Source organism: Pseudoduganella sp. SL102 (assembly GCF_027856995.1).
Classification (GTDB): Bacteria; Pseudomonadota; Gammaproteobacteria; order Burkholderiales; family Burkholderiaceae_D; genus Rugamonas; species Rugamonas albidiflava.
The window spans coordinates 7,328,355-7,353,841 of the sequence record NZ_CP115554.1; the positions used below are offsets into that span (position 1 = coordinate 7,328,355).

General features: G+C 65.8%; 22 protein-coding genes. 11 read left to right on the forward strand and 11 right to left on the reverse strand.

What is annotated here, in order from left to right; all coding sequences use genetic code 11:
• Positions 1 to 40: 40 nt before the first annotated feature.
• Both OU994_RS31155 and OU994_RS31160 read left to right on the forward strand, forming a co-directional pair.
• On the forward strand, positions 41 to 310 hold the full coding sequence (locus OU994_RS31155) for a GlsB/YeaQ/YmgE family stress response membrane protein (RefSeq protein ID WP_130187247.1): 270 nt from the start codon (positions 41 to 43) through the stop codon (positions 308 to 310).
• A 182-nt stretch (positions 311 to 492) separates the two neighbouring features.
• On the forward strand, positions 493 to 2,649 hold the full coding sequence (locus OU994_RS31160) for a S46 family peptidase (protein ID WP_281609049.1): 2,157 nt from the start codon (positions 493 to 495) through the stop codon (positions 2,647 to 2,649).
• Positions 2,650 to 2,909: 260 nt separating this feature from the next.
• Here the strand turns inward: OU994_RS31160 and OU994_RS31165 are convergent, their stop codons facing one another.
• Together OU994_RS31165 and OU994_RS31170 are read right to left on the reverse strand one after the other, a co-directional pair.
• A complete protein-coding gene (locus tag OU994_RS31165; RefSeq protein WP_281609050.1) occupies positions 2,910 to 3,227 on the reverse strand; it encodes a multidrug efflux SMR transporter in 318 nt (105 codons plus the stop codon).
• Between the two features lies 1 nt (position 3,228).
• Positions 3,229 to 3,834: a glutathione S-transferase family protein gene (locus OU994_RS31170; RefSeq protein WP_281609051.1), complete on the reverse strand. Its 606-nt coding sequence runs from the start codon at positions 3,832 to 3,834 to the stop codon at positions 3,229 to 3,231.
• Between the two features lie 86 nt (positions 3,835 to 3,920).
• On the opposite strand from OU994_RS31170, the gene OU994_RS31175 reads away from it, so the two are divergent.
• On the forward strand, positions 3,921 to 4,811 hold the full coding sequence (locus OU994_RS31175) for a LysR family transcriptional regulator (RefSeq protein WP_281609052.1): 891 nt from the start codon (positions 3,921 to 3,923) through the stop codon (positions 4,809 to 4,811).
• A 40-nt stretch (positions 4,812 to 4,851) separates the two neighbouring features.
• Entirely contained in the window at positions 4,852 to 5,409 is a 558-nt protein-coding gene (locus OU994_RS31180) for an NADPH-dependent FMN reductase (RefSeq protein WP_131143567.1), read from the forward strand.
• A 96-nt stretch (positions 5,410 to 5,505) separates the two neighbouring features.
• Here the strand turns inward: OU994_RS31180 and OU994_RS31185 are convergent, their stop codons facing one another.
• Together OU994_RS31185 and OU994_RS31190 are read right to left on the reverse strand one after the other, a co-directional pair.
• Positions 5,506 to 6,168 (reverse strand): hypothetical protein, encoded by a 663-nt coding sequence (locus tag OU994_RS31185; protein WP_281609053.1) that lies wholly within the window; start codon positions 6,166 to 6,168, stop codon positions 5,506 to 5,508.
• A 181-nt stretch (positions 6,169 to 6,349) separates the two neighbouring features.
• The gene (locus tag OU994_RS31190) at positions 6,350 to 7,291 is read right to left on the reverse strand and encodes an MBL fold metallo-hydrolase (protein ID WP_281609054.1); all 942 of its coding nucleotides are present in this window, start codon (positions 7,289 to 7,291) and stop codon (positions 6,350 to 6,352) included.
• Between the two features lie 166 nt (positions 7,292 to 7,457).
• Here OU994_RS31190 and OU994_RS31195 point away from each other — a divergent pair, with 166 nt between their 5' ends.
• From OU994_RS31195 to OU994_RS31205, 3 genes are all read left to right on the forward strand, one after another.
• Positions 7,458 to 9,155, forward strand: a complete 1,698-nt coding sequence (locus OU994_RS31195) for a M14 family zinc carboxypeptidase (RefSeq protein ID WP_281609055.1) — start codon at positions 7,458 to 7,460, stop codon at positions 9,153 to 9,155.
• Positions 9,156 to 9,168: 13 nt separating this feature from the next.
• Positions 9,169 to 11,364, forward strand: a complete 2,196-nt coding sequence (locus OU994_RS31200) for an FUSC family membrane protein (protein ID WP_281609056.1) — start codon at positions 9,169 to 9,171, stop codon at positions 11,362 to 11,364.
• A gap of 96 nt (positions 11,365 to 11,460) precedes the next feature.
• Positions 11,461 to 11,802, forward strand: a complete 342-nt coding sequence (locus tag OU994_RS31205; protein ID WP_281609057.1) for a YkgJ family cysteine cluster protein — start codon at positions 11,461 to 11,463, stop codon at positions 11,800 to 11,802.
• Between the two features lie 28 nt (positions 11,803 to 11,830).
• Here the strand turns inward: OU994_RS31205 and OU994_RS31210 are convergent, their stop codons facing one another.
• Both OU994_RS31210 and OU994_RS31215 read right to left on the reverse strand, forming a co-directional pair.
• Complete coding sequence (locus OU994_RS31210) at positions 11,831 to 13,909, reverse strand: TonB-dependent siderophore receptor (RefSeq protein WP_281609058.1); 2,079 nt, start codon at positions 13,907 to 13,909, stop codon at positions 11,831 to 11,833.
• A 91-nt stretch (positions 13,910 to 14,000) separates the two neighbouring features.
• A complete protein-coding gene (locus OU994_RS31215; RefSeq protein WP_281609059.1) occupies positions 14,001 to 16,403 on the reverse strand; it encodes an ABC transporter permease in 2,403 nt (800 codons plus the stop codon).
• A 240-nt stretch (positions 16,404 to 16,643) separates the two neighbouring features.
• On the opposite strand from OU994_RS31215, the gene OU994_RS31220 reads away from it, so the two are divergent.
• From OU994_RS31220 to OU994_RS31230, 3 genes are all read left to right on the forward strand, one after another.
• On the forward strand, positions 16,644 to 16,889 hold the full coding sequence (locus tag OU994_RS31220; RefSeq protein WP_281609060.1) for a hypothetical protein: 246 nt from the start codon (positions 16,644 to 16,646) through the stop codon (positions 16,887 to 16,889).
• Positions 16,890 to 17,482: 593 nt separating this feature from the next.
• On the forward strand, positions 17,483 to 17,836 hold the full coding sequence (locus tag OU994_RS31225) for an energy transducer TonB (protein ID WP_229420638.1): 354 nt from the start codon (positions 17,483 to 17,485) through the stop codon (positions 17,834 to 17,836).
• Positions 17,837 to 18,086: 250 nt separating this feature from the next.
• On the forward strand, positions 18,087 to 18,353 hold the full coding sequence (locus OU994_RS31230; protein WP_131143559.1) for a hypothetical protein: 267 nt from the start codon (positions 18,087 to 18,089) through the stop codon (positions 18,351 to 18,353).
• Positions 18,354 to 18,406: 53 nt separating this feature from the next.
• Here OU994_RS31230 and OU994_RS31235 read toward each other — a convergent pair whose 3' ends face one another.
• From OU994_RS31235 to OU994_RS31250, 4 genes are all read right to left on the reverse strand, one after another.
• Entirely contained in the window at positions 18,407 to 20,347 is a 1,941-nt protein-coding gene (locus tag OU994_RS31235; protein ID WP_281609061.1) for a S9 family peptidase, read from the reverse strand.
• A gap of 27 nt (positions 20,348 to 20,374) precedes the next feature.
• Positions 20,375 to 21,883 carry an APC family permease gene (locus tag OU994_RS31240; RefSeq protein WP_281609062.1) on the reverse strand — a complete coding sequence of 503 codons (1,509 nt, stop codon included), beginning with the start codon at positions 21,881 to 21,883 and terminating at the stop codon, positions 20,375 to 20,377.
• A 235-nt stretch (positions 21,884 to 22,118) separates the two neighbouring features.
• Positions 22,119 to 22,757 (reverse strand): HAD hydrolase-like protein, encoded by a 639-nt coding sequence (locus OU994_RS31245; protein ID WP_281609063.1) that lies wholly within the window; start codon positions 22,755 to 22,757, stop codon positions 22,119 to 22,121.
• A 96-nt stretch (positions 22,758 to 22,853) separates the two neighbouring features.
• On the reverse strand, positions 22,854 to 23,966 hold the full coding sequence (locus tag OU994_RS31250; protein ID WP_281609064.1) for an NADH:flavin oxidoreductase/NADH oxidase: 1,113 nt from the start codon (positions 23,964 to 23,966) through the stop codon (positions 22,854 to 22,856).
• Positions 23,967 to 24,132: 166 nt separating this feature from the next.
• Here OU994_RS31250 and OU994_RS31255 point away from each other — a divergent pair, with 166 nt between their 5' ends.
• A complete protein-coding gene (locus tag OU994_RS31255; RefSeq protein ID WP_281609065.1) occupies positions 24,133 to 24,420 on the forward strand; it encodes a hypothetical protein in 288 nt (95 codons plus the stop codon).
• Positions 24,421 to 24,488: 68 nt separating this feature from the next.
• Here the strand turns inward: OU994_RS31255 and OU994_RS31260 are convergent, their stop codons facing one another.
• A complete protein-coding gene (locus OU994_RS31260; protein ID WP_281609066.1) occupies positions 24,489 to 25,487 on the reverse strand; it encodes a succinylglutamate desuccinylase in 999 nt (332 codons plus the stop codon).

A 25,487-nucleotide genomic window follows, 5' to 3' on the forward strand; every position in this document is an offset into this window, starting at 1 on the left:
GGCCCGGTCTCTTTTCTCAACGATATATAGGGGAACGAGCATGAACTTCATCATCTGGATCGTTATCGGCGGCATCATTGGCTGGCTCGCCAGCCTTGTCATGAAAACGGACGCCCAACAAGGGATGTTCCTCAACGTAGTGGTCGGCATCATCGGTGCCTTGCTCGGCGGCTGGCTGCTGTCGCCACTGTTCGGCACGGGCACCATCAATTCCGACGATTTCAGTCCACTCTCGCTACTGGTGTCGTTCCTCGGCGCCGTGATCCTGCTGGCCATCGTGAACCTCGTCTTCCGCGGACGAGCACGCTAACCGCAGGTGCTGTACAGGAAGCCGGCCCGAGGGCCGGCTTTTTTCATGCCCAGACACCAAATATCATGCGGTTTTGCTACCGAAATTCCTGATTGACGAATCGCAATGCGATGCGGATACTTGCACGCGCCACGTTACCCGCGGCAATCATCGGGACGCCTACAACTACTCCTATACATCGCATGAAAAAATCACTTCTCGCGCTCGCCATCATGAGCATCTCGTCCGCCCACGCCGACGAAGGCATGTGGATGCCGCAACAATTGCCGCAGATCGCCAAGCAGCTGAAGGCCGCCGGCCTGAAACTCGACCCGAACACCCTGACGCGCCTGACCGAATTCCCGGCCGGCGCCATCGTCAGCCTGGGCGGCTGCTCGGCATCGTTCGTTTCGCCGCAAGGCCTCGTCGTCACCAACCACCACTGCGTGTACAACAGCGTGGCGCAGAATTCCACGCCGGAACGCGACTTGCTGGCCAACGGTTTCGTGGCCCGCTCGCTGGGCGAGGAATTGCCCGCCGCACCCGGCTCGCGCGTGTTCGTGACGAAGGAAGTGCTGAACGTGACCGACAAGATCGTCACGCCCGAAGTGGCCAAGCTGTCCGGCAAGGCGCGCAGCGATGCGATCGAGAAGAACCAGAAAACACTGGTGGCCGCCTGCGAGGCCGATCCTGGCCATCGCTGCACGGTGTCGTCGTTCTACGGCGGACTGGAGTTCTACCAGATCAAGCAGCTGGAAATCCGCGACGTGCGCCTGGTGCATGTGCCACCGGCCGGCGTGGGCAAGTTCGGCGGCGATACCGACAACTGGATGTGGCCGCGCCACACGGGCGACTACGGTTTCTACCGCGCCTACGTGAGCAAGGATGGCAAGGCCGCCGACTACAGCAAGGACAACGTTCCCTACGTGCCGAAGCACGTGCTGAAGCTGGCCAGGGAAGGCGTGAAGGAAGGCGACTTCGTGATGGCGATGGGCTACCCGGGCCGCACCAACCGCCACCGCCTGCCGTCGGAAGTGCAGTTCACGTTCGACCATGCGTACCCGTCGTTCGTCAAGGCATCCGGCGAAACGCTGGCCATCATCGACCGCGAAACCAAAGGCAACAAGGACCTGGCGCTGAAATACGCCGGCCAGGTCGCCAGCATCAACAACTACTACAAGAACCGCCAGGGCATGATCGATTCGTATGCCAGCAGCGACTTCCTGCAGCGCAAGACCGCCGAGCATGACCAGCTGAAAACCTGGATCAACGCCGACGCGAAGCGCAAGGCCGAATACGCCGAGGACATCGCCAAGGTCGAGCACCTGATCGCCGAGCGCGACGCCGGCGCCAAGCGCGATTTCCACTACGGCTATGGACAACCGCGCCTGCTGACGACGGCACGCACGCTGTACCGCCTGGCCAACGAAACGCAAAAGCCCGATGCCGACCGCAAGTCCGGCTACCAGGTGCGCGACCTGCCGCGCATCAAGTCCGGCGTGGCCGGCCTGGTGCGTACCTTCGATCCGAAGGTGGACAAGGCCATCGCCATGCACCACCTGAAGAACTACCTGGCGCAGCCTGCCGCCGAGCAGAAGGCGGCGTTCAACGCGGCACTGGGTATCCGCGCCGGCATGAGCGATGCGGAGCTGTCCGCAGCGCTGGACAAGCTGTACGCCGGCACGAAGCTGACCGACGCCGCCGAGCGTGACAAGTGGCTGGACAAGAAGCCGGCCGACTTCCAGGGCAGCAGCGATGCCTTCATCAAGGCCGCCGTGGCGCTGTACGAGGCCGACCTGAAAGCCGAAGCGGAAGAAGAAGAGCTGGCCGGCAAGCTGCAGCAGGCTTACGGCAGCTACATGAAGGCCAAGATCGCCTACATGAAATCGAAGGGCCGCGCCGTATATCCGGACGCGAACGGCACGCTGCGCGTCACCTACGGCAACATCGCCGGCCGCGACCATGGCGCCGACGGCAGCACCTGGACCGCGTTCACCACCGTCAAGGGCGTGCTGGCCAAGCACACCGGCACGGGCGAGTTCGATGCGCCGAAAGCGCAGCTGGAGGCGATCAAGGCCAAGGACTTCGGCAAGTATGTCGATCCGAAACTGAAGACGGTACCGGTGAACTTCCTGGCCACGCTGGACATCACCGGCGGCAATTCGGGTTCGGCGGCACTGAACGCGAAGGGCGAACTGGTCGGCCTGGCGTTCGACGGCACGCTCGATTCGATCATCTCGGATTGGGACTTCAACCAGGCCAATACCCGCGATATCCAGGTCGACCTGCGCTACATGCTGTGGAACATGAAGCATGTAGACAAGGCCGATAACCTGCTAAAAGAAATGGGCGCTGATTGAGGGGACCTCGATAAACCTATTGCGCAACGCCAGCTGCTGGTCTGCGGTGCTCGCCGTACGTAAAGTACGACTCCGCGCCTCAACCAGATCTGACGTCGCTCATTACGGTTTCTCGAGGCCCCGACGAGTCCCTGGACCTCAAACACAAGCCAGCTTTGAAAGCCGTGGCTTTTCCATGGTGCAGCCCGTTTTTTCTTGACGGTCCGCAGAGTTCCGGGACCTCGAACACAAGCCACGCCTTGCAAAGGGCGTGGCTTTTTTCATGTCAGCCATTTCAATCCGGCGATGCACAGCGCGATGCCGGCAATGAGCGCCAGCCGGAGCGGCGCGGCACTCTCGCCGTACAGCACGATCCCCGCCATGGCCACGCCGGCGGCACCGATGCCGGTGAACACGGCGAACGCGGTGCCTACTGGCAAATGCCGTAACGCCAAGGTGAGCAGCACGATGGCGCCGTTCGCGCAGGCCAGGCCGACGATGCTGGGCCACAGCCGCGTCCAGCCATCCGCATGCTTCAGGGCGAGGGCCATGGCGACGTCGGCCAGTGCCGCCGCCAGCAACAGCAGCCAGGCCGCCATGTCATGCGCCCTGCGCCGCCAGTGCCACGCGCACCGCCGGGCGCGCGGCGATCTTCGCCAGCCACGCGGTGGTCGCTGGATAGCCGGCCATCGAAATGCCCAGCGTGTCGTGTTCGCGCAGCCAGGGCCAGGCGGCGATATCGGCGATGGAGTAGTCGCCGCCGGCCAGCCAGTCATGGCGGGCCAGCTGCCTTTCGACCACGCCATACAGCCGCCTTGCCTCGCCGCCATAGCGTTGCAACGCCCCTTCGTTCGGCGCTCCATCCGCATGGCGGAAATACCATAACTGTCCCAGCATCGGCCCGATGTGCGCGGCCTGCAGGAACAGCCATTGCAGCACGACGCTGCGGCCTTCCTCCCCGTCCGGCAACAGGCGGCCGGACTTGCCTGCGAGATGGAACAGGATCGCCCCGGATTCGAAGATGGGCAGGCCATCGTCGACGATCAGCGGAATCTTGTGGTTCGGGCTCATGTCGGCGAAGGGCGCCAGGTGCTGTTCGCCGGCCGCGAGATCCACCCGGCGTATTTCGTGCGGCAGGCCCAGTTCGTGAAGCGCGATGGCGATCTTGTGGCCATTCGGCGTGGCGGCCGTGTAGAAGGTAAGCATGGGCATTCTCCTGGAAGTGATGCCGCAGTATGGCTACTGCGAGAACGCATTAGAATTCCCAAATAACGCATAGTGATTGTGCATCCATGCATAACTGGGAAGAGCTGCATACCTTTGTCGCCGTCGTGCGCACCGGCAGCATCGCGGCCGCCGCGCGCGAGCTCAAAGTCAATCATTCGACGGTCTTGCGCCGCCTGGACAGCCTCGAACGCACGCTCGGCGTGCGCCTGTTCGAACGGCTGCAAACGGGCTATGCGCCAACCGCGGCGGGCGAGAACCTGCGCGAGCGCCTGCTGTCCGTGGAAGAGCAGATCGATGCCGCCGCGCGCACGCTGGCGGGGCTCGACGAAGCGCTCTCCGGCCCCATCCGCCTGACCACCACCGATACGCTGTGCCCGCTCCTGGTGCCCGTGCTGCAGCGCTTCCGCGAGCAGCATCCGCACGTGGCGCTGCAGCTGGTGGTCAACACCAGCTTCCTGAACCTCACGCGGCGCGAAGCCGACGTGGCGCTGCGCCCGTCGAACACGCCGCCCGACAGCCTGGTGGGCCGCGAACTCGGCAGCGTGGCCACCGCGCTGTATGCGTCGCGCGATTACCTGGACCGGGCGCAGCGCGAAGGCATCGGCTGCGGCGACTGGGCCAGGCACCAGTGGGTGGGCCTCGACGACAGCCTGGCCCATCTCGCCATCGCGCAGTGGATGGCGGAGCACGTGCCGCCGGCACGCATCGCGTTGCAAGCGGACAGCCTCGTGACGATGGCGGATGCGGTGACGGCGGGCTTCGGCGTGGCGCCGCTGCTCTGCCTTCTGGCGGAGGAACGTACCGGACTGGTGCGGCTGGCGGATCCCGATCGGCGTTTCGACACCCGGCTCTGGTTACTATGCCACCGTGACCTGCGCAACACGGCGCGGGTGCGGGCATTGATGCGCTTCATTCATGCCGAATTGGCGGCATGCCGGCACATCGCGCCTGCTTGAGGTACATTGTATTTTTCACACGCAACTCAGGAGAAAACGCATGGCAAAGAAAGTCGCTGTCCTCGTCGGCAGCCTGCGCAAGGAATCGCTGACCCGCAAATACGCCCAGGCGGTCATCAGCATGCTGCCGCCTTCGCTGGAAGGCGAGCTGGTCGAGCTGGACATGCCGCTGTACAACCAGGACCTGGACGATGCCAACACGCCGGCCGAAGCCTGGACCGCGTTCCGCGACAAGCTCAAGGGCGCCGACGCCGTGCTGTTCTTCACGCCGGAATACAACCGCACGATTTCCGGCGCGCTGAAGAACGCGATCGACGTCGGTTCGCGCCCATGGGGCCACAGCGTATGGGATGGCAAGCCGGCCGCCGTCGTGTCGCAATCGCCGGGCGCCCAAGGCGGCTTCGGCGCCAACCACAACACGCGCCAGGCCGTGGTGTTCCTGAACGTGCCGGTGATGCCGGCGCCGGAACTCTACATCGGCGGTTCGCCCAACTACCTGGGCGAGGACGGCAGCATCAACAACGACCAGACCAGGGAACTGATCGGCAAGTTCGTGGCCGCGTTCGCGCAGTGGGTGGACGCCAACGCGAAGAAGTAAGCCATGAGTAAGTCATGGGCAATAAGTTGCTGGCAGTAAGTTGCTGGCAGTAAGTTGCTGGCAGTACGCCGCTGGCAACAGGCTGCTGGAGGCAAGCTACTGGCAGGTGGGCGAGCCGAAGCGGTAGGACTCGCCGTGCGCCACGGCGTGCGCGGGCACCGGTTCGCGCCGGTCCTGTTCCATCGCCAGCAGCAGCGGCGCGCCGGCCTGGCGCAGCAAGGCCAGCCGGGCCCCCGGGAACCGTTGCGGAATCAGGCCGATCTCGTCGGCCGACAGCTCGCCATGGTTGACCAGCACCCGGCAGGATGGCCCGAAATCCAGCATGGCCGCCAGCCGCGCCGGCCGCATGCCCAGCGGATCGGGCATCGACGTCAGGCGCAGCCGGGTATCGCCCTTGCGGACCGTGATGCCTTCCCAGGTTTCCAGCGGATAGACGCTGTGGATGCCATGGCTGCGCAGGCGTTCGGCGGTGCCCGCCATCGCCACCACCGGCCTTCCGCCCCACTCCGCTCCCGCCACGCCATTCCAGTCCGGATTCGACAGCAGCACGAGGTCGATTCCCGCCATGTCCGACGCCGACAGTGCGCCGTCGGTGCCGGGATCGACCAGGACGGACAGCCCGCGCACGCGCAGCAGCGCGGTGGCGGCGCCGAAGAACCGCACCACGCCGCCGGGCTCCTGGCGCGCCATGCCGGACGGGATCGTGATCCGGTAGCGCGGCACGTCGGCGGCATGCGCCGGGGTGGCGCTCCATAGCACGCTCAATAGCAACAACGGCAACAAGAACACTAACAGGCACGGCAGTAAAGGGCACAGCAGCAAAGGGCACGACGCTGGCGGGATTTTCATGGAGCCTCCGGGGAAACCCCACAGTTACCATGCCGGCCCCGATCGAACGATGAACTGCCGCAAAGGCCGTGCCGGATGGCCCGGCGCCCTGTCAGCGCGCCGCCTTCACGGGCGCGAAGCGGTATGTTTCACCATGCTTCAGGTAACCGACCTTTTCCGCCAGCCCCGCTTCCTGCACTGCTTTCTGGAAATCCGACAGCGGCGACTTGAACACATCGTAATCGTTGTAGTGGATCGGAATCGCCCGGTGCGGCGCGATCAGCTTGAGCATCTTGACGCCCTCCCTGGCATCCATCGTCACCGTCACGATGCCGAGGATGCGGGTGCCGCCCAGGTGCAGCAGCGCCAGGTCCACGCCGGGGAAGCGGCGCGGGATTTCCTCGATGTCGCGATACACCATGGTATCGCCGGAAACATAGATGCGGTAGCGTCCGGCCGCCGAGGAAAAGTCCAGCATCGACCCCATCACCGCCGGCAGCAGCGCCGCCACCGCCACCGGACCATGCCGGCCCGGCATCGCCGTCAGGCGCAGCGTGGTCCCGCCCTTCGTCACCTGCACATCCTGCCAGGTGCCCAGCCCGATCACGGCCGTGAAGCCCAGCGCGCGCAGGTCGTCCGCCGCCGACTCCGTGGTGACGATCGGTGTCGAGCGCTTCAGCTTTTCCCGCACCAGCTTGTCGAAGTGGTCGTCATGCAGGTGCGACAGCAGCACCAGGTCGACCGGCGGCAATGCGTCGAATTCGATCGCCGGATCGGTCTGCCGCTCGGACGTCAGGCCATAGCCCAGGTGCACGTGGTCGCCCTTGTGCAGGAAGTTCGGGTCGGTCAGGATCGTCAGGCCGCCATAGCGGATCAGTACCGTGGCGGTGCCGATGAACTGCACCGAGTGGTCGGCTTGCGGCGCCGGGGTGGCCGCGGGGATGTTCAGCGTGTAGCGCGGCGCGGTGGCCTGCTGCTGTGCCGCGGCAATGCCGCCCAGCGCCAGCGTGAGGATGCACAGTATTTTCGCGGTGAAAGCCATCGTCCTTTCCATCGGTTCCTCCTGTTGAAAACGCCGTTGATAGCACGCTTTCGCGGGCCGCCTCCACACGTTTCCGGGCCGCTGCGGCGCCCTTGCCACAAGGGTTGCGATGCTACAATCGCGGCTCGGCCGCCTACCCGGCGCCGCCGTTCCCGTCAATGCTCCTGAGATCCAGACCATGCACCCCGAATCGCTCGCTTCCATGTTCACGCCTTACGAAAAAGGCAACCAGAACCAGACCACGCTGTGGTCCGACTGCATCGCGTTCTACGAAGAACTGGCGCGCCGCTTTCCGAAGGTGCTGAGCTTCCGGCAGGCAGGCGTGTCCGATGGCGGCATCCCGCTGCACGTGGGCGTGGTGAGCGCGGACGGCGTGTTCGAGCGCGAGGCGATCAAGCGCGCCGGCCGCCCGGTCTACTTCAACAACAACGGCATCCACCCGGGCGAGCCGGAAGGCATCGACGCCTGCATGGCGATCGTGCGCGACTTCTGCTTCGACCCGGCGAAGCTGGCCACGCTGGGCGATACCGTGCTGCTGTTCGTGCCGGTCTATAACGTGGACGGCGCCCTCAATCGCGCGAACACCTCGCGGCCGAACCAGGAAGGCCCGGAACTGTTCGGCTTCCGCGGCAACAGCCGCCACCTGGACCTGAACCGCGACTTCATCAAGTGCGATACGCTGAACGCGCGCTTCTTCAATGAACTGATCACCGCCTGGGACCCGGACGTGATGGTCGACACCCACACGTCGAACGGCGCCGACTACACGTACACGATGACGCTGATCCACACCCAGGCCGACAAGCTGGGTTCCGGTCTCGGTCCCTTCCTGCGCGACACCATGCTGTCGCACATCTACGCGGACATGGAAGCGCGCGGCTGGCCCACCTGCCCGTACGTGAATCCGGTGCGGGAAACGCCGGACGACGGCATCGCCGAATTCCTCGAAGTGCCGCGCTTCTCCACCGGATTCACGGCGCTGCACAACATCATCGGCTTCATGCCGGAAACGCACATGCTGAAGCCGTTCAGGGACCGCTACGAATCGATGCGCACCCTGCTGGACGTGACGCGCGAATTCACGGTGCGGCACGCGGACACCATCCAGCGCCTGCGCCGCGAAGCGAAAGCCGCCCAGCGCCAGCAGAAGGCATGGCCGGTCACCTGGAAGATGGCCGACACGCCATCCACCTTCCGCTTCAAGGGTTACGAAGCGCGCCGCCATGCTAGCGTGCTGGGCAACTACACGCGGCTGTCGTACGACCGCAGCAAGCCCTACGAGAAGGATATCCCGTACTTCAACAGCTTCCTCGCGGACACCGTGGTACAGGTGCCGAAAGCCTATGTGATCCCGCAGGCGTGGCGCGAAGTGGTCGAGCGGCTGCAATGGAACGGCGTGCAGATGACGCGCGTGGCGGAGGAACACCAGGCCGAGGCGCGCTATTACCACATCGGCGAACTGTCGACCCGCGCCACCGCCTACGAGGGCCACATGTTCCATGACGTGGTCGATGTCGAGGCGCGCACCGCTACCTTTACGCTGCACGCCGGCGACTGGATCGTGCCGCTGGACCAGGACAATGCCCGCTACGCCGTCGAAACGCTGGAGCCGCAGGCGCACGACAGCTTCTTCCGCTGGGGTTTCTTCAACTCCGTGCTGGAAAAGAAGGAAGCGATCTCGGACTACGTGTTCGAGGATCTCGCTGTCCAGCTGCTGGAAGAAGAGCCGGCGCTGAAGACCAGGTTCGAAGCGTGGAAGGCCGCCAACCCCGGCCTGCTGTCGAACCAGGAGGCGGTGCTGGACTTCATCCTGCACAATTGCGCGCGGCACGCGGAGCCGGAGTGGCGCCGCTATCCGGTACTGGGGCTGCTGTAACGAAGGCGGGTCCATGTCCGAGTCCTTGCCGCCCTTGCTACATTACGCCTTAAGCCCGCGCACCTTCTTCCACAGTCACTATTTCCACCTCGGCCTGCGCTTCGGCGCGGGCCTGATCGGCATCATCTGGGCCACGCTGGCGTTCGCCGACATGACGACCGCGATGTCGGTCGGTATCGGCGCGCTGTGCACGGCGCTGATGGACATGCCCAGCCCCTTGCGCCACAAGCTCAACGAGATGCTGGCATCGGTGCTGCTGTGCAGCCTGGTGACGCTGGTGGTGAGCCTGTGCGCGCCGTATTTCTGGCTGCTGACCACCGTGCTGGTGCTGCTGTCGTTCTTCGCCAGCATGATGATCGTGTACGGCAAGAAGTCGATGCCCTTGCAGCTCGCCACCCTGTTCATCATGACGATGTCGATGGAGCATCACCTGACACCGTTGCAGGCGCTGGCGCACGCCGGCCTGTTCACGCTGGGCGGCATCGCCTACCTGGCCTACGCGATGGGCATCGCCTGGCTGCTGCGCCACCGCATCAAGCAGCAGGTGCTGGCCGAGGCGCTGTTCGAACTGGCCGCCTACATCGACACCAAGGCCGATTTCTACGACACGCGCTACAACCTGACGGAGCAGTTCAACAAGCTGGTGCGCCAGCAGGCGGCCCTGGCCGACAAGCAGCAGGCTTCGCGCGACCTGATCCTGCGCGCGCACCAGAACCGCAAGGATGCGATCGTGGTGCAGATCCACGTGTGCATGCTGGACCTGTACGAACAGATCCTGTCGACGCACACCGACTATGCGCAGCTGCGCGTGCACCTGGCCGACTCGCCGGCGCTGGAAGCGCTGCGCGGGCTGGCGTTCAAGTGCGCGCGCGACATCGAGTCGGTGGCCTATGCGGTCACGCGCAAGAAGGCGTCGTTCCAGGCCATCAGCTACGAACCGGAACTGGCCGCGATCGAGGCCGAACTGGCCGAACTGATGCGCCGCGTGGCGGCCGGCAAGCCGGCGCAGGAAGCGCTGGCCGTGCTGCGCGCGCAGCGCAACAAGGTGCGCGCCATCATCAACATGGTCGGCGAACTGCACGGCGCCAGCCAGAAGGCCTACGACAGCACGCCGTACTGGCAGGATGCCGACATGCAGCCATTCCTGTCGCAGCAGAAGTACGAGATCGGCGTGCTGCTGTCGCACTTCCGGATGGATTCCCCGGTGTTCCGCTTTTCGCTGCGGGTGGCGATGGCGATCGCCTGCGGCCTGGCGATCGGCACGCTGCTGCCGTATTCGGCGCACAGCTACTGGATCATCCTCACCATCGTGATCATCCTGCGGCCCAGCTTTTCGATGACGGTGCAGCGCCGCAGCGACCGCATCGTCGGCACCGTGATCGGCTGCGTGATCACGGCCGCGATCCTGCTGTTCTTCAACCACCCGGCCGTGATCCTGACCGCCCTAGTGCTGGCCACGATCGCCACGCCCACCTTCGTTTACCTGCGCTACCGGTACACGGCCATCGCCGTGTCGATCATGATCCTGCTGCAGATGAACCTGGCCGCCGGCGGCAACCTGCACACGATCACGGAACGGCTGGTCGACACCTTCATCGGCGCGGCCGTCGCCACCGTGTTCAGCTTCGTGCTGGCCAGCTGGGAGTACCAGAGCCTGCCGAAGCTGATCCAGCAGGTGCTGGTGGCGAACGGGCGCTACATGGAGGCGGCATTCGAGCTGTTGCAGGGCAAGTGCCGCAACGACTTCCCCTACCGGATCCAGCGCAAGGGCCTGATGGACGCGCTGGCCATGCTGAGCGCCGCGATGGTGCGCATGCTCGACGAACCGGCCAGCAAGCGCCGCGCGGTGGAAGACATCAACCTGTTCATCGTGCAGAACTACCTGCTGGTGGCGCACGTGGCGGCCTTGCGCGCGATCCTGCGCCGGCACGTGAAGGATATCCCGGCGCGCGAGGTGAACCGCATGCTGGCCGCCAGCCACGTGCAGGTCGGCCGCGCGCTGGCCGATGCGCTGGCCAGGCATGGCGTGAAGGTGCCGGTGCCGAGCCTGGAAGAGGACCTGGCGTGGTCGGAGACCATCGCGCCGGCCGGTTCGGTGGACTGGCCCGGCTGGCCCGTGGTGCAGCGGCGGGTACGCCTGCTGCACGCCGACGCGGAAAAGATCCTGGTGCACAGCGAGGCGATCGAGAGGAACGTGATGCAGGCGTGACGGTGGCGCCGCGGCGGCACGGCCACCTGATCCGTGGCCGTTTTGCTATCATTCCGGGTCAAGCGAAAAGTCCGGCCGAGAGCGAACCTGCGAGCGATGTCCAAATCCACTTCCGACGTTTGCCAGGACTGCGGTGCATGCTGCGCGCATTACCGCGTGTCCTTCTACTGGGGCGAGAGCGATGCCCACCCCGGCGGCACCGTGCCGCGCCACATGACCATTCCCATCACGCCGCACCGTATCGCCATGCGCGGCACGGAACAGGCGCCGGTGCGCTGCGTGGCCCTCGACGGTGAAGTGGGCCGCAAGGTGGGCTGCTCGATCTACCCGCTGCGCTCGGCCACCTGCCGTGAATTCAGCGCCTATACGCCGGAATGCGACAAGGCGCGCGGCGCCTACGGGCTGGCGCCGCTGGCCGAGCCGGCCATCGCCAGCTAGAAGATCAAAAGGTCAGAAGGTCAGAAGGTCAAAAGGTCATCCGTGCCTGCACCCAGGCGGTGCGCGGCGCGGCCACCATGCGGCCCAGGTTGCCGTCCACGTTGCGCGTGTAGTAGCGCTTGTCGGCCAGGTTGTTCACGCCGGCCAGCAACTGCACGCCGGGCTTGCCCGGCAGCTTCCAGCCCACCTGGCCATTGACGGTACCGAAACCGGGAATGCGGCCCACGCCGCCGTTGGCGGATTCGGCGATGGTATTTTCCGCGTCCGAGAACTGCCCGCTCTGCGCCGTGGCGGACAGGCCGGCGGAGAAGGCGCCGGTCTCGTAGCGGGCGCCGATCGTGCCGGTGCGGCGCGCGTAGAACGGTACGTCCAGCCCGGCCGTGCTGCCCGATTCCTGGATCGCCTTCGTATAGTTCCAGTTGGCGTAGGCGGACAGGCCTTCCAGCACGCCATCGAAGCGGTAGTCGACGGCGCTCTCGATGCCTTCGTGCCGCGTGGCGCCGATGTTGCGGAAGGTGGCCGGCGTGCTGCCCGGCACCTGCAGGATCTGGTTGTCGAAGCGCAGGCGGTACAGCGTGGCCTCGGCCGTCAGCCCGCGCGCTTTCCAGCGCGCGCCCAGCTCCACGGTCTTGGCCAGTTCGGGCTGCAGCGGATTGGCCGCCGTCTGCGAATTGAGCTGGGTGTTCTGCACCGGGCCGAACGAGGTGCCGTAGTTGGCGAATACCGTCAGTGCGGCATCGACCAGGTAGGCCACGTTCAGCGACGGCAGCGCCTTGTCGTTCGACGTGTCGAAATCGCGGTTGCCGGCGCGCTCGGTGCGCAGCGAATCGATCTTCTCGAAGCGCACGCCGGGCGTGATGCGCCAGGCGCCGTAGGCGATCCGGTCGTCCACGTAGAACGCGTGGGCATCCGTTTCATTGTCGAAGGTGGCGGTGGCGCCCTGTACGCCGGTGGCGACGGCCACCGTGTAGTTGTTGTCGTCGCCCCGTTCGCGCAGGTAGCGGTAGCCGGCCGTCACATCGTGCGTGGTGGCGCCCCATTTCACGCGCTGGGTGTAGCGCGGCTCCACGCCCAGCACCTGGTAGTTGCGCGGCTGGTAGGTGATCGCGGTGCGGCCCGCGTTGATCAGCGCGCTGCTGCGCGAACTTTCGTTGTAATACACCTTCACCTCCGCTTCCTGCATGGCGGAGATGGTGTTCAGGTAGCCGAGGTCGATGCCCTTGCGGTCGCCGTCCCAGTAGTCGGTGGGGCGCGTATTCTGGAAGGGGTTGGCGTCGTACTGCGCGACCGTCAGCCCGCCGGGCGTGTTCGACTTCACGTCGTAGTACGACAGCTTCCCGTAGATCTGAGCACTGCGTTGCGCGCCCGCGCCCAGCCGGTAGCGGAACTTCAATGCGAAGTCGTTGACCTTTTCATCGCTGCCTTCGCGCCAGCCGCTGCCGTCGATGCCGGAATACAGCAGCGCGACACCGAGGCCATTGTCGAGCTGGCTGCCGACGAAGGCGCTGTACTGCGTGCTGTGGCCACCCTCGCCGAAGTGGTTATAGCGGATCGACGCGTCGCCGGCGACACCAGGGGCGTCCGGAATCGAACGGGTGGTGAAGTTGATGATGCCGCCGACGTTCTGCGGGCCATAGCGCACCGCGCCGCCGCCGCGCACCACGTCGATCGCTTCGATGTTGTTCAGGCTGACGGGGGCGAACGACAGCTGCGGCTGGCCATACGGCGCCACCGCCAGCGGCACGCCGTCGAGCAATACCGTGGAGCGCGGCGAGTAGCGGCCCGTGAGCCCGCGCACGCCGATGTTCAGCGAAATGGCGCTGCCGGCGGTGCCGGAGTTGTCCGTGCTTTGCACGCCCGGGATGCGGCGCAGCACGTCGCCGATATTGGCCGCGCCGGTGGCCTCGATATCTTCCTTCTGCACGACGGTGCGCGCGCCGGCGAAGTTCTTGACGCTGTTCTGCAGGCCCGAGCCGAGCCAGTTGCCCGTGACCGTCACGGTTTCCAGGGGCTCGCCGCCCTGTTGCGCGAAGGCGGGAGCGGAAATCGCAAAGGCCGCGCATACAGCGGCGGCGCAGCGGGACAGGCGGAAGACGTGGGAAGGCATGGCGGCTCGACGATGGACAAACGCAAATGGTAACACTTCTCATTTGCAAGTTCGAGCCATGACGCCCTGCCTGCCGCCCCTCGTCCCCTGCTTATTCTCCCTGCCGCAACGCCGCCACAGGCGTCACCCGCATTGCCACGAGGGCGTGACGCAGCGTGGCGCCGAGTGCCGTCAGCGCGCCGATCAGCAGCGCGGCCGGCAATGCCCACCACGCGTAGGCGGTGACCTCGGCAAATCCGGCCAGGTAATGGGCGATGGCGAATCCGGCCGGGGGCAGTGCCAGTGCGGCGGCGGCCAGCAACAGCAGTGCGAACTCGGTGCCGACCAGCAGGCCGATCGCCCGGCCGCCCGCGCCGTGCAGCTTGCGCAGCGCGATTTCACGGCCGCGCCGCTGCACGCTGCCGGCCGCCAGCACGTAGATGCCGAACGCGGCAATACCGGTGGTCACCGCGGTCCCCAGTGTCAGCAGGCGGGCGATGCGCCAGTCGTCGGCGCTGCCATTTTCGTAGACGGCACGGGCCGGCTGTACCCAGACGGACGGCCCGGGGAAATAGCGCGCCATCAGCGGTGCCAGGGTCTTTTCCAGCGTGCCGACGTCCAGGCGGGTGCGCAGCATGACCAGGTTCGCGTTGGCCTGCTCCACCGTGTACACCATGGCCGTCACCGGATAGCGGGAACCCTTGTGGCGCAGCGGCGGTGCGATGCCGGCCACGCGCAGCGCCTTGCTGCCCATCGTGACGACCTGGCCCACTGCGGCAGCTTCGGAAGCGAAACCAAGCGCCCGCGCGGCGGCCCCGTTCAGGATGATGTCGTCCTGTTGCGCCGCCGCCGGGCGCGTGCCATCGAAACCGCTCCCCGCCACCGGCACGATGCCGGTCACGGCGAAGAAGTTCGGGCTGACCAGGCTCATTTCAAAACGCTGCTCCACCCCGGAAGGCCCGCGGAACGCGGTGCTGTTGCGCACCATCGGATAGCCGAACGGCAGGTCGATGGCGGTTGCGCCGGCGATGCCGGGCAGGCGTTCCAGCGCTTCGCGGAACGCCTGCCGCGTGTCGGCAGTGGCTTCCTGGCGCAGGTGGAGCAGCATGAATTCGTCGACCGCGAAGCCCGGGTTGGCCTGCGCGGCGAAGCGGGCCTGCCAGCCGATGGCCAGCGCCAGCGCACACAGGCTGATCGCGGCGGCGAACTGGAATACGGTCAGCGCGCGGCGCAGCCAGGCGCTGCCCGCCGGTTCGCTGTTGGCCCGTCCGGCCAGTGCCCGTGCCGGCAGCACGCGCAGCGCCATGCGCGCCGGCCAGATACCGCATGCCAGGCCGGTCGCCAGCCCGATCGCCAGCGCGGCCAGCAGCGATGCCGGCGACAGGAACGCGGTCAGCGGCCGGTCCATCAGTTCCGAAAACATCGGCAGCAGCAGCCAGGCCAGCAGCAGGCCCAGTCCGGTGGCAGCCAGCGCCATGGCCGCCGATTCGGCCACGAACTGCGTGGCCAGGCGGCCGGCGCTGGCACCCAGCGTCTTGCGCACGGCGATCTCGCGGCCGCGCGCCAGCACGCGCAGGGTAGCCAGGTTGACGTAATTGGTGGCGGCCAGCGCGAGGATCAGCAGCGCCAGCCCGGCCAGGGCCAGCACGCGCGCCTTCGATGCGCGCGGGCCGCCGTGGAAGACCGCGACGTCGGTATCGAAATAGGCGTCGGCCAGCGGCGTGACAGCCACGTCCACCATCGTGCCGCCCACCTTGCGCATGGCCTCCTCTCCCACCATCGCGGCCACCACGCGATTCGCTTCCAGCTGCATCGGCGCGGCGAGCGCCTGCGGCGTGACGCCCGGCGCCCTGGCATACAGCTTGCCCGCCAGCGCCATCCAGTTATGGCGCTCCCGTTCGCGCTCGCCCGGCTTCCACAGCACCGTGCCTTCGCCCACCAGCGCGATATACGGCAGCGTGGTATTGGGCTGCGGTTCGGGCAGCAGCGCCGACACGCGCAACATGCGGCCGTCGACGTCGAGCGTGCGGCCCATTACCGCCGTGGTTCCGAACAGCTCGCGGGCGCCGCGCGGCGTCAGCGCGAGCCCGTCCGGGCGGGCCAGCGTGGCCGGCAGATCGCCCTCCACGGCGCGCACGCCGAACATGGCGGGGAATGTCGCGCTGACTTCGCTGAACTCGATCTCGCGCGGCTTGCCATCCACCTTGACCGTCTTCTTGTGCGGAACCACGTTGCACAGCGTGAGCGGCAAGCCGCTCTTGACCATCACATCGGCGGCCGGCAGCGGCATCTGCTCGATCCACTGCGGCTCGGCCAGCAGCTTCAGCTTGTGCTTGTAGACGTAGACGTTGCGGTTATCCGGCACCGCGCTGTCATAGCTGAACGAGTAATGGACGAACCCCAGCAGCAGGAAGGCGGCGGCCAGTCCCACCGCCAGCCCGAGCAGCATCGCGGCCGTGTGCAGGGGCTGGCGTGCCAGCACCCGCCAGCCAATGCGGAAATCAGGCAAGCGCATGATGGTCTCCATAGTGTTTGTTCCTGTCGACAGTGCAAGCAATATGCCAGGACCTTCCATGGGCAGGGAACGACAAGGCTGTCCGGCGCCGGACATTCGAGGTGTTCGCTAGTGAACAGTATCCGTTTTCTCGAAGATAACTATTCACAATTCGTATGGCTGGCATCACAAACTAAAAGTTTATTTATGGCCGGGGTGTCCCTATACTGCACTGCAACAACCCTTATTTCAGGAGCTAACATGTCTACCGCCCTCATCACCACTCCGGCCACCCGCGGCTATCTGGATAGCGTGGGCCGTGTCGCCATGAATTTCTTCGGCAAGATGCTTGCCTTCGCCCCGTTTGCCGCAGGTGCTTCGCACGGCAGCGCTTCGCAGACTTCCTCGCTGCGCGAACGCGAATCCCTGCTGCGCCTGGCCAAGAAGTTCGACACGCTGTCGCCGAGCCAGGCAGCCGAGCTGCGCAACCTCGCAGGCCGCGACTAATCTACTGCGACTGCTACGCTGCGACTGCCCTGCTCTCGCGCATGATGAAAAAGCCGGCATTGCCGGCTTTTTATTTTCCAGGATGCATTCGGCTTCGCCAATTTACTGGCCACATTGCCCCGGCAACGAATACGTCGCCATGAATTGAATCGCCGTTTTATTCCATGACCCGGCGATGAATACCCGCGGGGTAACGCCTTTCAACGTTTCCTTATTATTTCGCCCCGCGGTGGAGTGCCGCTGGTCAGTGAATTCCCCGCTAATCTCCTGTTTACCTGATCAGTCGATCGGCGGCCGCACGCGAGTATTTTCCAGTCTTCCCCCCAATGACGCTGCTCCTGCAGCAGACGCTTCTAGGGACGCGATAGCTTCGCCATTTCCATTATTACCGTTCCCGGCCACGGTCATGCCGCAGGGTGATGAAATGCCTTTATTTGTTGTGCCATTCATACGATTGGCGAATGGATCACATCACAAATCAAAAGTTCGTTTATTTCCCGGGCAGCCCTACACTGGATGCAACAACGTTAATTCAGGAGACAGCCGCGGCGATATCGCCAGGCTAACTGTCATTAACTTCAGGGGAAAATCTCATGTCCAATAAAATGTTCGCCAACAAGCATTACCTGGGTCTGGTCGCCGCGCTGCTGTTGTCCGGTGCCGCTTCCGCCATCGAAGTCCCGGCCACTCCCGACAGCCGCAATTGCAAGGCGGACTATCCGCGTGCCGCGCTGGCCAATGAAGAGCAAGGCACGGTATCGATGTCGCTGCTCGTGTCCGCCGGTGGCGAAGTCAAGGATTCGCGCATCAACAAGTCCAGCGGTTCCCGGGCGCTCGACAATGCCGCGCTGCGCAAGCTGGCTGCCTGCAAGTTCGCGCCGGGCTCGAAGGACGGCGCGCCGGCCGATACGTGGACCCGGGTCGACTACGCGTGGAAGATCGACTGAAGCGATTCGCCCCCTCTCGTCGAGAGCCGGCATATGCCGGCTTTTTTTCGTTTCATGCAAGACAACCGGGCCGACCTTTATACGATCCAGTGATGGCAGGGTATTCTCGTGCGTTATAAATAGTTGCGATATGGAAACCACAACTATATGGTTTGCGTATGGCGCTCATCACAAATGAAAAGTTTTTTTATTTCTGTGCGCGCCCTATACTGCACTGCATCAACGAACAAATCACTTCAGGAGCTTAGCCATGTCGACCGCCATCATCACCACCACCGCCACCGCAGGTTCCCTGGACAGCACCGGCCGCATCGTGATGAACTGGCTGCGCGGCCTGCTGCGCACCACGCCGGCGGCACTGGCCGAAGTCCAGGGCAGCAAGTCGAAGCCGGACGCGGAACTGCCGTCGTACTACAAGGTCGGCGTGCGCATGTCCCTGCTGCGCTGGGCCGACGAACTGGAAGCGGAAGCGCCGCACGAAGCCGCCAAGCTGCGCGCACGTGCCGCCGCGATCTGATCGTCGAATCCCGTTGCACATGAAAAAAGCCGGCATTGCCGGCTTTTTTACGTCTACATATTCAGGTATTTGTCGAACCACCCGACGATCCGCTTCTTCAGGTCCCGCTGGTGCTCGGGATTGCGGATCGCGTGACCTTCATCCTGGTACACCACGAACGTGGTCGGCACGCCGAGCGCCTTGAGCGCGTGCCAGAACTCCATCGATTGCGCGGCGGGCGTCTCGACATCGCGCTCGCCCACGTAGACCAGGGTCGGCGTCTTCGCATCCTTCACATATTCGATCGGCGACAGCTTGCGGTAGATGGCCGGATCGTCGTACATCGTGGCGCCGAAGAACGGCACCATCCACTGGTCGATGCCGTTCTGGCCGTAGTAGCTGATCCAGTTCGCCACGCCGGCACCGGCCACGGCAGCCTTGAAGCGGTCGCTGTGCGTCACGCCCCACATCGTCATGAAGCCGCCGTACGAGTGGCCCATCAGGCCCAGGCGCGCGGCATCGACCGGCGCCACCCCGGCCGCGGCATCCACGCCGGCCAGGATGTCGCGCAAGTCGCCGCCGCCGAAGTCGCGGCGGTTGGCGCGGGCGAAGTCCTGTCCCTGGCCGAAGCTGCCGCGCGGATTCGGCATGAACACGAAGTAGCCGGCGTCGACCAGCGAGCGCACCACGGAATTGCCCGCTTCGCCGGCCTGGATATAGCGCGGCGTCACGGCCGACGCGGGGCCGCCGTGCACCTGCACGATCATTGGATACCTCTTGCCGGCCACCGGATGCAGCGGGCCCACCAGCCAGCCCTGGTTGGCGAAGCCTTCGTTGGTCCACGCCACGTTCCGCACCGCGACCTGCGCGGCCAGCCGGTCGTTGTCACGCGTGACCTGCCGCGGTTGCGCCAGCGTGCCGGCCACCAGGCGCGGTGCGCTGGCGAAGTCCTCCACCGCGCCGGCAAGCACGCTGCCGTCCGCGCTGAACGACAGCCGGCCATCCGTGCCGCCGGCCGCCGTGACCGGGGCATGCCATTGCTTCGTTGTTTCACCGCTGGCCGCATCGATGGACAGCACCGTCAGCTGGTCGCCCATCAACGCGGAACCGACCAGGCCGTTCTTGCGCCAGGCCAGGCCGTGGAAGGTGCCCTTGAACCCGGGCGTGATGTTCCTGGGTTTGCCGCCGGCCAGCGGCACGGTCCAGATATCGCCGCCGATCGAGCCGAAGTCGCTCATCAGGCCGCCCACGTAGGCCACCGTCTTCCCGTCCGGCGACACGCGCGGCAGGTTCAGCTGCGTGGCCGGCGACGCGATCACGCGCAGCGCGCCGCTGGCGGCATCCACGTAGGCCAGCTTGGCCACCCACCAGTTATTGTCGCCGTTGCCTTTCGCGCCCGTGGCGACGAAGCCCTTGCCGTCCGGCGTCCAGTCGAATTCGTAGATGAAGGTATCGCCCGGCGACAGCAGTTTCACGGTGCCGCCGGCGGCCGGCACGGTGGCGATGCGCTGCGCATCGTCGTCGCTGCCGATCTCGCCGACCAGGCGGGCGCCGGCCGCGGTGGCGCCGGTTTCCTTGCGCGCGCCGACCGTGGCCAGCAGCGCCAGCGTTGCGCCGTCCGGCGACCAGCGTGCCGAATTGGCGTTGCCCTCCACGCTGGCCAGCGCCCGCGTGCCGACATACAGGGTGGCCTTGCCGCCCATGCTGCCGATGAAGGCCACGCGCTTGCCGTCCGGCGACCAGCCGGGGCGGTCGTAGCTGCAGGTCTTGCACGGATCGTATTCGTGCACGATCTTGCCGCTGGCGGCATCGCGCACCACCACCACGGCATGCGGCCGCTGGCCGGGCACGCCAGTGTCGACCGATTCGAGCGCGGCGATGCGTTCGCCGGTGGGCGACAGCGCCACCGCCTTGTAGTCGCGCATGGCCAGGTCGGCCGGCGCCGCCAGGGCAACCGCCCCGGCCGACGTGGCCGCGGCCACGAAACTTGCGAGGGCGATTGCTTTGACCTTCATGTCGATCGACTGCATATCAAACCTTGTTCAGGCGGGCTTGTTCAGCCGGGAATTGCGGATGCCGTAGGCGAAATAGGTGAGCACGGCGGCGGCCATCCAGATCGAGAAGATCACGCGGGTGGTGTGCGACAGGCCCACCATCAGGTACAGGCAGGCCGCGATCGACAGGCCAGGCACCAGGTAGGGACCGAGCGGCACGCGGAAGCCGCCTTTCTTGTAGGTGCCGGCGCGGCGCTCCTTGAGGCGCATGACGGGCACGGCGACCGATACCACGATGAATGCCGTCAGCGTGCCCATGCTGACCATGTCCCACAGGAAGGTGGCGTCCACGAACCCGGCCACGCAGCCCACCACGATGCTGACGATGATCGTGTTCAGCACTGGCGTGGCGGTGCGCTGGCTCACCTTGTGGAATCCCTTCGAGATCAGGCCGTCGCGCGAGATCGCGTAGAGGATCCGCGTCTGGCCATAGATGGTGACGAGCGTGACGGAGAACACGGAAATCACGGCCCCGGCGGACAGCACCAGCGCCGGCCACGCGTGGCCCGTCACGTTCTGCAGGATCACGGCCAGGCCGGCTTCCTGCCCTTCGAACTTGTGTGCCGGCTGCGCGCCCATCGCGGCCACCGCCACCAGCAGGTAGAACACGGTGACGATGCCCAGCGCGGCCAGGATGCCCAGCGGGACATTGCGCTTCGGGTTGTGCACTTCCTCGCCGGCGGTGGCCACGGTATCGAGCCCGATGAACGAGAAGAACACGGTGCCGGCTGCGGCCGTCACGCCCGCCATGCCGAGCAAGCCCTTCTCGCCTTCGCCCTTGAAGAAGGGCGTGAAGTTGGCGGCATCGAAGCCGGTGAAGGCGATGGCAACGAAGAACAGCAGGATCGCCAGCTTGATGATCACCATGATCGCGTTGGTGCGCGCCGATTCCTTCGCACCGCGCACCAGCAGCAGGCAGCACAGCGCCACCAGGATGATCGGCGGCAGGTTGACGTGGCCCCAGTTGAACACCACGCCTTCCGGCGAGGACACGATCATCGGCGTGCGCAGCAAGGTGGGTATCTGCCAGCCGAAGGCATTGGCCAGGAAGTTGTTCAGGTAATCGGACCAGCCGATCGCCGTGGCGCTGGCGGCCAGCCCGTATTCGAGCAGCAGGCAGGCGGCCATGATGAAGGCGAGGAATTCGCCCACCGTCGCATAGGCGAACGAATAGGAAGAACCGGAAGCGGGAATGCGGTACGCCAGTTCGGCGTAGCACAGCGCCGTGAGCCCCGCCGTCAGCGCGGCCAGCAGGAACGACAGGATCACTGCGGGGCCGGCCTTGGGCACCGCCTCGACCATCGTGAAGAAGATGCCGGTGCCGATGGTGGCGCCGACGCCGATCATCGTCAGCGAGAACAGGCCCATCGAGCGGGCCAGGCCGCCGGGAGCGTGGGGCACTTCCATGCCGATGCCCGGCGTGCTTTCCGCGCCCGTATCGGCAGTGGCGACGATCGGCTTGGTACGGGTCAGTTTCTGGACCAGCGTCTGGCTCACAGGCATTCCTTGTTCAGGGTGTCAAAGCCGCAGCGCTCGTGACGCCGGGCAAAGTCGCGATTATAGGGCCAAGTTTCGCGACTTCCCTAAAGGAATTTGGAGTGGAAAAGACAAGTGGTAATAATGTTACGTCAATGAGTTACGACACTCGATTCCGGTAGTGGTTTACGACATCGAGTTATGTCACCGTGTTATGTCACCGTGTTGCGTCATGCGTTACCCCGAGGCGGCCGCGTCAATGGCTTATCGGGTATGCGAGCCGCGCCGCCATCTCCGCCACGCTGTCGAACATCAGCTTCGGTGCGCGGGCGCGCAGCGCTTCCGGCTTGGCATATCCCCAGCCGACCGCGCCGAAGTCCAGGCCCTCGGCATGGGCCGCGTCGATGTCGCACACTTCGTCGCCCACGCACAGCACGCGCTCGCCCGCCACGCCGCTGCGCTGTACCACGCGGCGCAGCCGGCGGCGCTTGCCGAACAGCGCCGCGCCGCATTCGAAGTGGATGAACAGGCGCGCATCGTCGCCCAGCACGGCGCGCACGTTCGCTTCGGAATTGGAGCTCACGATCGCCAGCAGCACGCCATCGGCGGCCGCGCTGCGCAGCGCCTCGCGCATGCCGTCGAACAGGCGGATGCGGCCGATGCTTTGCGCCATCAGCGCGCGGAAATGCATCGCCACCGGCAGCAGCTTCCAGCGCGGCAAACCCACGTGGCGCATGATGTGCGGCAGGTCCGCACCGCGCAGCTCGTCGAGGTGCGCGCGGTCCAGGCGCCGGAAGTGGTGGGCATCCGCCAGCGTGTCGAACACTTCGAGGAAAAAGGGAAAGCTGTCGGCCAGCGTGCCGTCGAAATCGAAGATCAGCAGGTCGTAGCGCATCGTTCCCCTTGTCGTTTAACCCGCTGTCGTCGAGCCCATGTCGTCGAGCCCATGTCGTCGAGCCCTTTGTGCTCGTGCTCCTTGTCCTCGTGCCGGTCAGCGCTGGCCCAGGCGGGTCGGGCCGAACAGCTGCTTCTGGTCGTGCGGCTGGCAGCGCCAGTATTGCGGCGGCGCGTCCACCTGCGCACCCAGCTGCGCGGCGGCGTGCCACGGCCAGCGCGGATCGTACAGGATGCCGCGGGCCAGTGCCACCATGTCGGCCTGGCCGTCCGTGACGATCGCCTCGGCCTGCGCCGCCTCGGTGATCAGGCCCACGCCGATCGTCGGCAAGCCCGTCTCGCGCCGGATGCGTTCGGCAAAGCCGACCTGGTAGCCGGGGCCGACCGGGATCTTCTGCAGCGGCGACACGCCGCCGCTGGAAACATGCATGAAGTCGGTGCCCAGTTGTTTCAGTTCGTTGGCGAACACCACGCTCTGCTCGATATCCCAGCCGCCTTCTACCCAGTCCGACGCCGAGATCCGCATGCCCACCGCCACCTCGCGCGGCACGGCCTCGCGCACCGCCGCAAAGATCTCGAGCGGGAAGCGCATGCGGTTTTCCAGCGAGCCGCCGTATTGGTCGGTACGCTGGTTGGACAGCGGCGACAGGAACTGGTGCAGCAGATAGCCGTGCGCGCCGTGCAGTTCGATCCCTTCGATGCCGAGTTCGTGCACGCGGCGGGCGGCGGCCACGAAGTCTTCCTTCACTTTCGCCAGGCCCGCGTCATCCAGCGCCAGCGGCACGGTTTCATGGTCGGCATGGGGCACGGCCGAAGGCGCCACCGTTCGCCAGCCGCCCTCTTCGATGCTGATGTTGCCGCCGCCTTCCCACGGCACGGCCGACGACGCCTTGCGGCCGGCATGGGCCAGCTGCACGGCCAGCGCGATCGGCGAATGCCTGCGGATGGCCGCCACGATCGGCTGCAGCGCCCGCCGATGGTCGTCCGACCACAAGCCCAGGTCCTGCGCCGAGATGCGGCCTTTCGGCGAGACCGCGGTGGCTTCCAGGATCAGCAGCGCCGCGCCGGACAAGGCGAGATTACCCAGGTGGATCATGTGCCAGTCGGCGGGCAAGCCGTCGACGGCGGAATACTGGCACATCGGCGCGATCGCGATGCGGTTCTTCAGTTGCAGGGGGCCGAGGGTGTACGGAGAAAATAGCTGGCTCATGATGTCCTTTCATCGAAGTAGCCGCGAGTGTAGCCAAGATCGCCACCGTGCGTCGTTACATGTGCTTACTTTTGATACAGGGAAAAGGTAGATCGCTTATTGGTATAAGGATAATCTTGCACGTACCAAATATTTCCGCACAAGCCGGCAAGAACAGGAGGAAGAGATGACGCTGTACCAGAAGATTCCGACCACTTCTTCGCGCATCGATCCGATGATGCTGGTGGCTGCCGCCGGCATCGTGCTGCTCTCCGTCGTGGCGACGGCGATGATCGTGCGCTGGCTGCCGGACGAAGGCCGCACCGGCGATGCCTCGGTTGCGCCACCTGTCCCGGCCACGGCCGCGCGGGCGTCGTCCGCGTCGTCGTCGGCCGACCTGCCGGCCACGCCCGTCACGCGCAAGGTGCGCGACCAGAATTCCCAGGCGCGGGCCACTCAGTTCGCCTCCGCCTGAACCAGGTACCGGTTTCACACGCCCTCTTGAGCCACCTTCGCGGTGGCTTTTTTTACCCCCTGTGCAGGTCAGCCGATCCGCACGACCATCATGCCGGCACGCAGGCCGATACGGACGTCGGGGTTGGGAAACACGACGAATTCCTCATCGTGTTGCACCGTGTAGACGGTGTCGCCGTCGCGGGCGATTTCATCGCCTTGCCGCAGTGGCGTGAAGTTCTGCGTTTCCTTGCCGAAGGCCATCGTGAAGCGATCGGACAGCTTGATGATGTTCTGCGCCACCCGGAAGAGGTGGGGGACCGGGAATGGCGCCTGCGCAGGTGGCTGCCCGCGCAGCAGGCGGTCCAGGGCGGCGGAGGCGGCGGCGAATTGCGCCAGGTCGTTGCGGCCCAGCGTGCCGATGCGCCCCAGTTCCACCGTGCTGCCGGCGGCGCCGTGGTGCTCGGCCGTGTGGTAGCTGTAGGTGCCCGCCGTTTCCCGGTTCAGGATGACGGCGCCGATGCCCGCCTCGCCCAGCCAGCCGATCAACCGCTCGCGCGCCGTTTCCCCGATCAGTTCCGGCACGATCGCGAACGTGGGGTAGTGCGACGCGCGGATCGCCGTGTGCAGGTCGAGGTGCCAGCGCTCGGCGCCGGCATCGGCGAAGAAGGCCGCAGTGGCGGCGATCATCTCGTCCGCCCGCGCCGCCTCGGCGGTGCCGGCCAGGCTGCCCCGCTCGGCGCGGAACATCCGGTTCAGGTCGGCGTCGATGAAGCGCTTGCCGGCGCGGATCGCGCCGATGCTGCCGACGCAGACCATCAGGTCCACCGCCAGCGCGGCCGGTTCCCGCGCCAGCGCATCGAGCAGGTAGGCCGTCAACTCGATCGGCCCCGTTTCATCGCCATGCACGCCGACCGACAGCAGCACCGCCGGCTGGCCGCTGCCCGGGCGGCGGATCGTCAGGATGCCGTCCGCCGGCTCGGCAACCGAAAACCCGGCGCCGCCGAACGCCTGCGCGACGGCCGAGAAGTCCGCTTCCGCCAGGGCCCGCACGGGGGGCGGCAGGCCGTCCTGCAAGGTTTCGTTCAT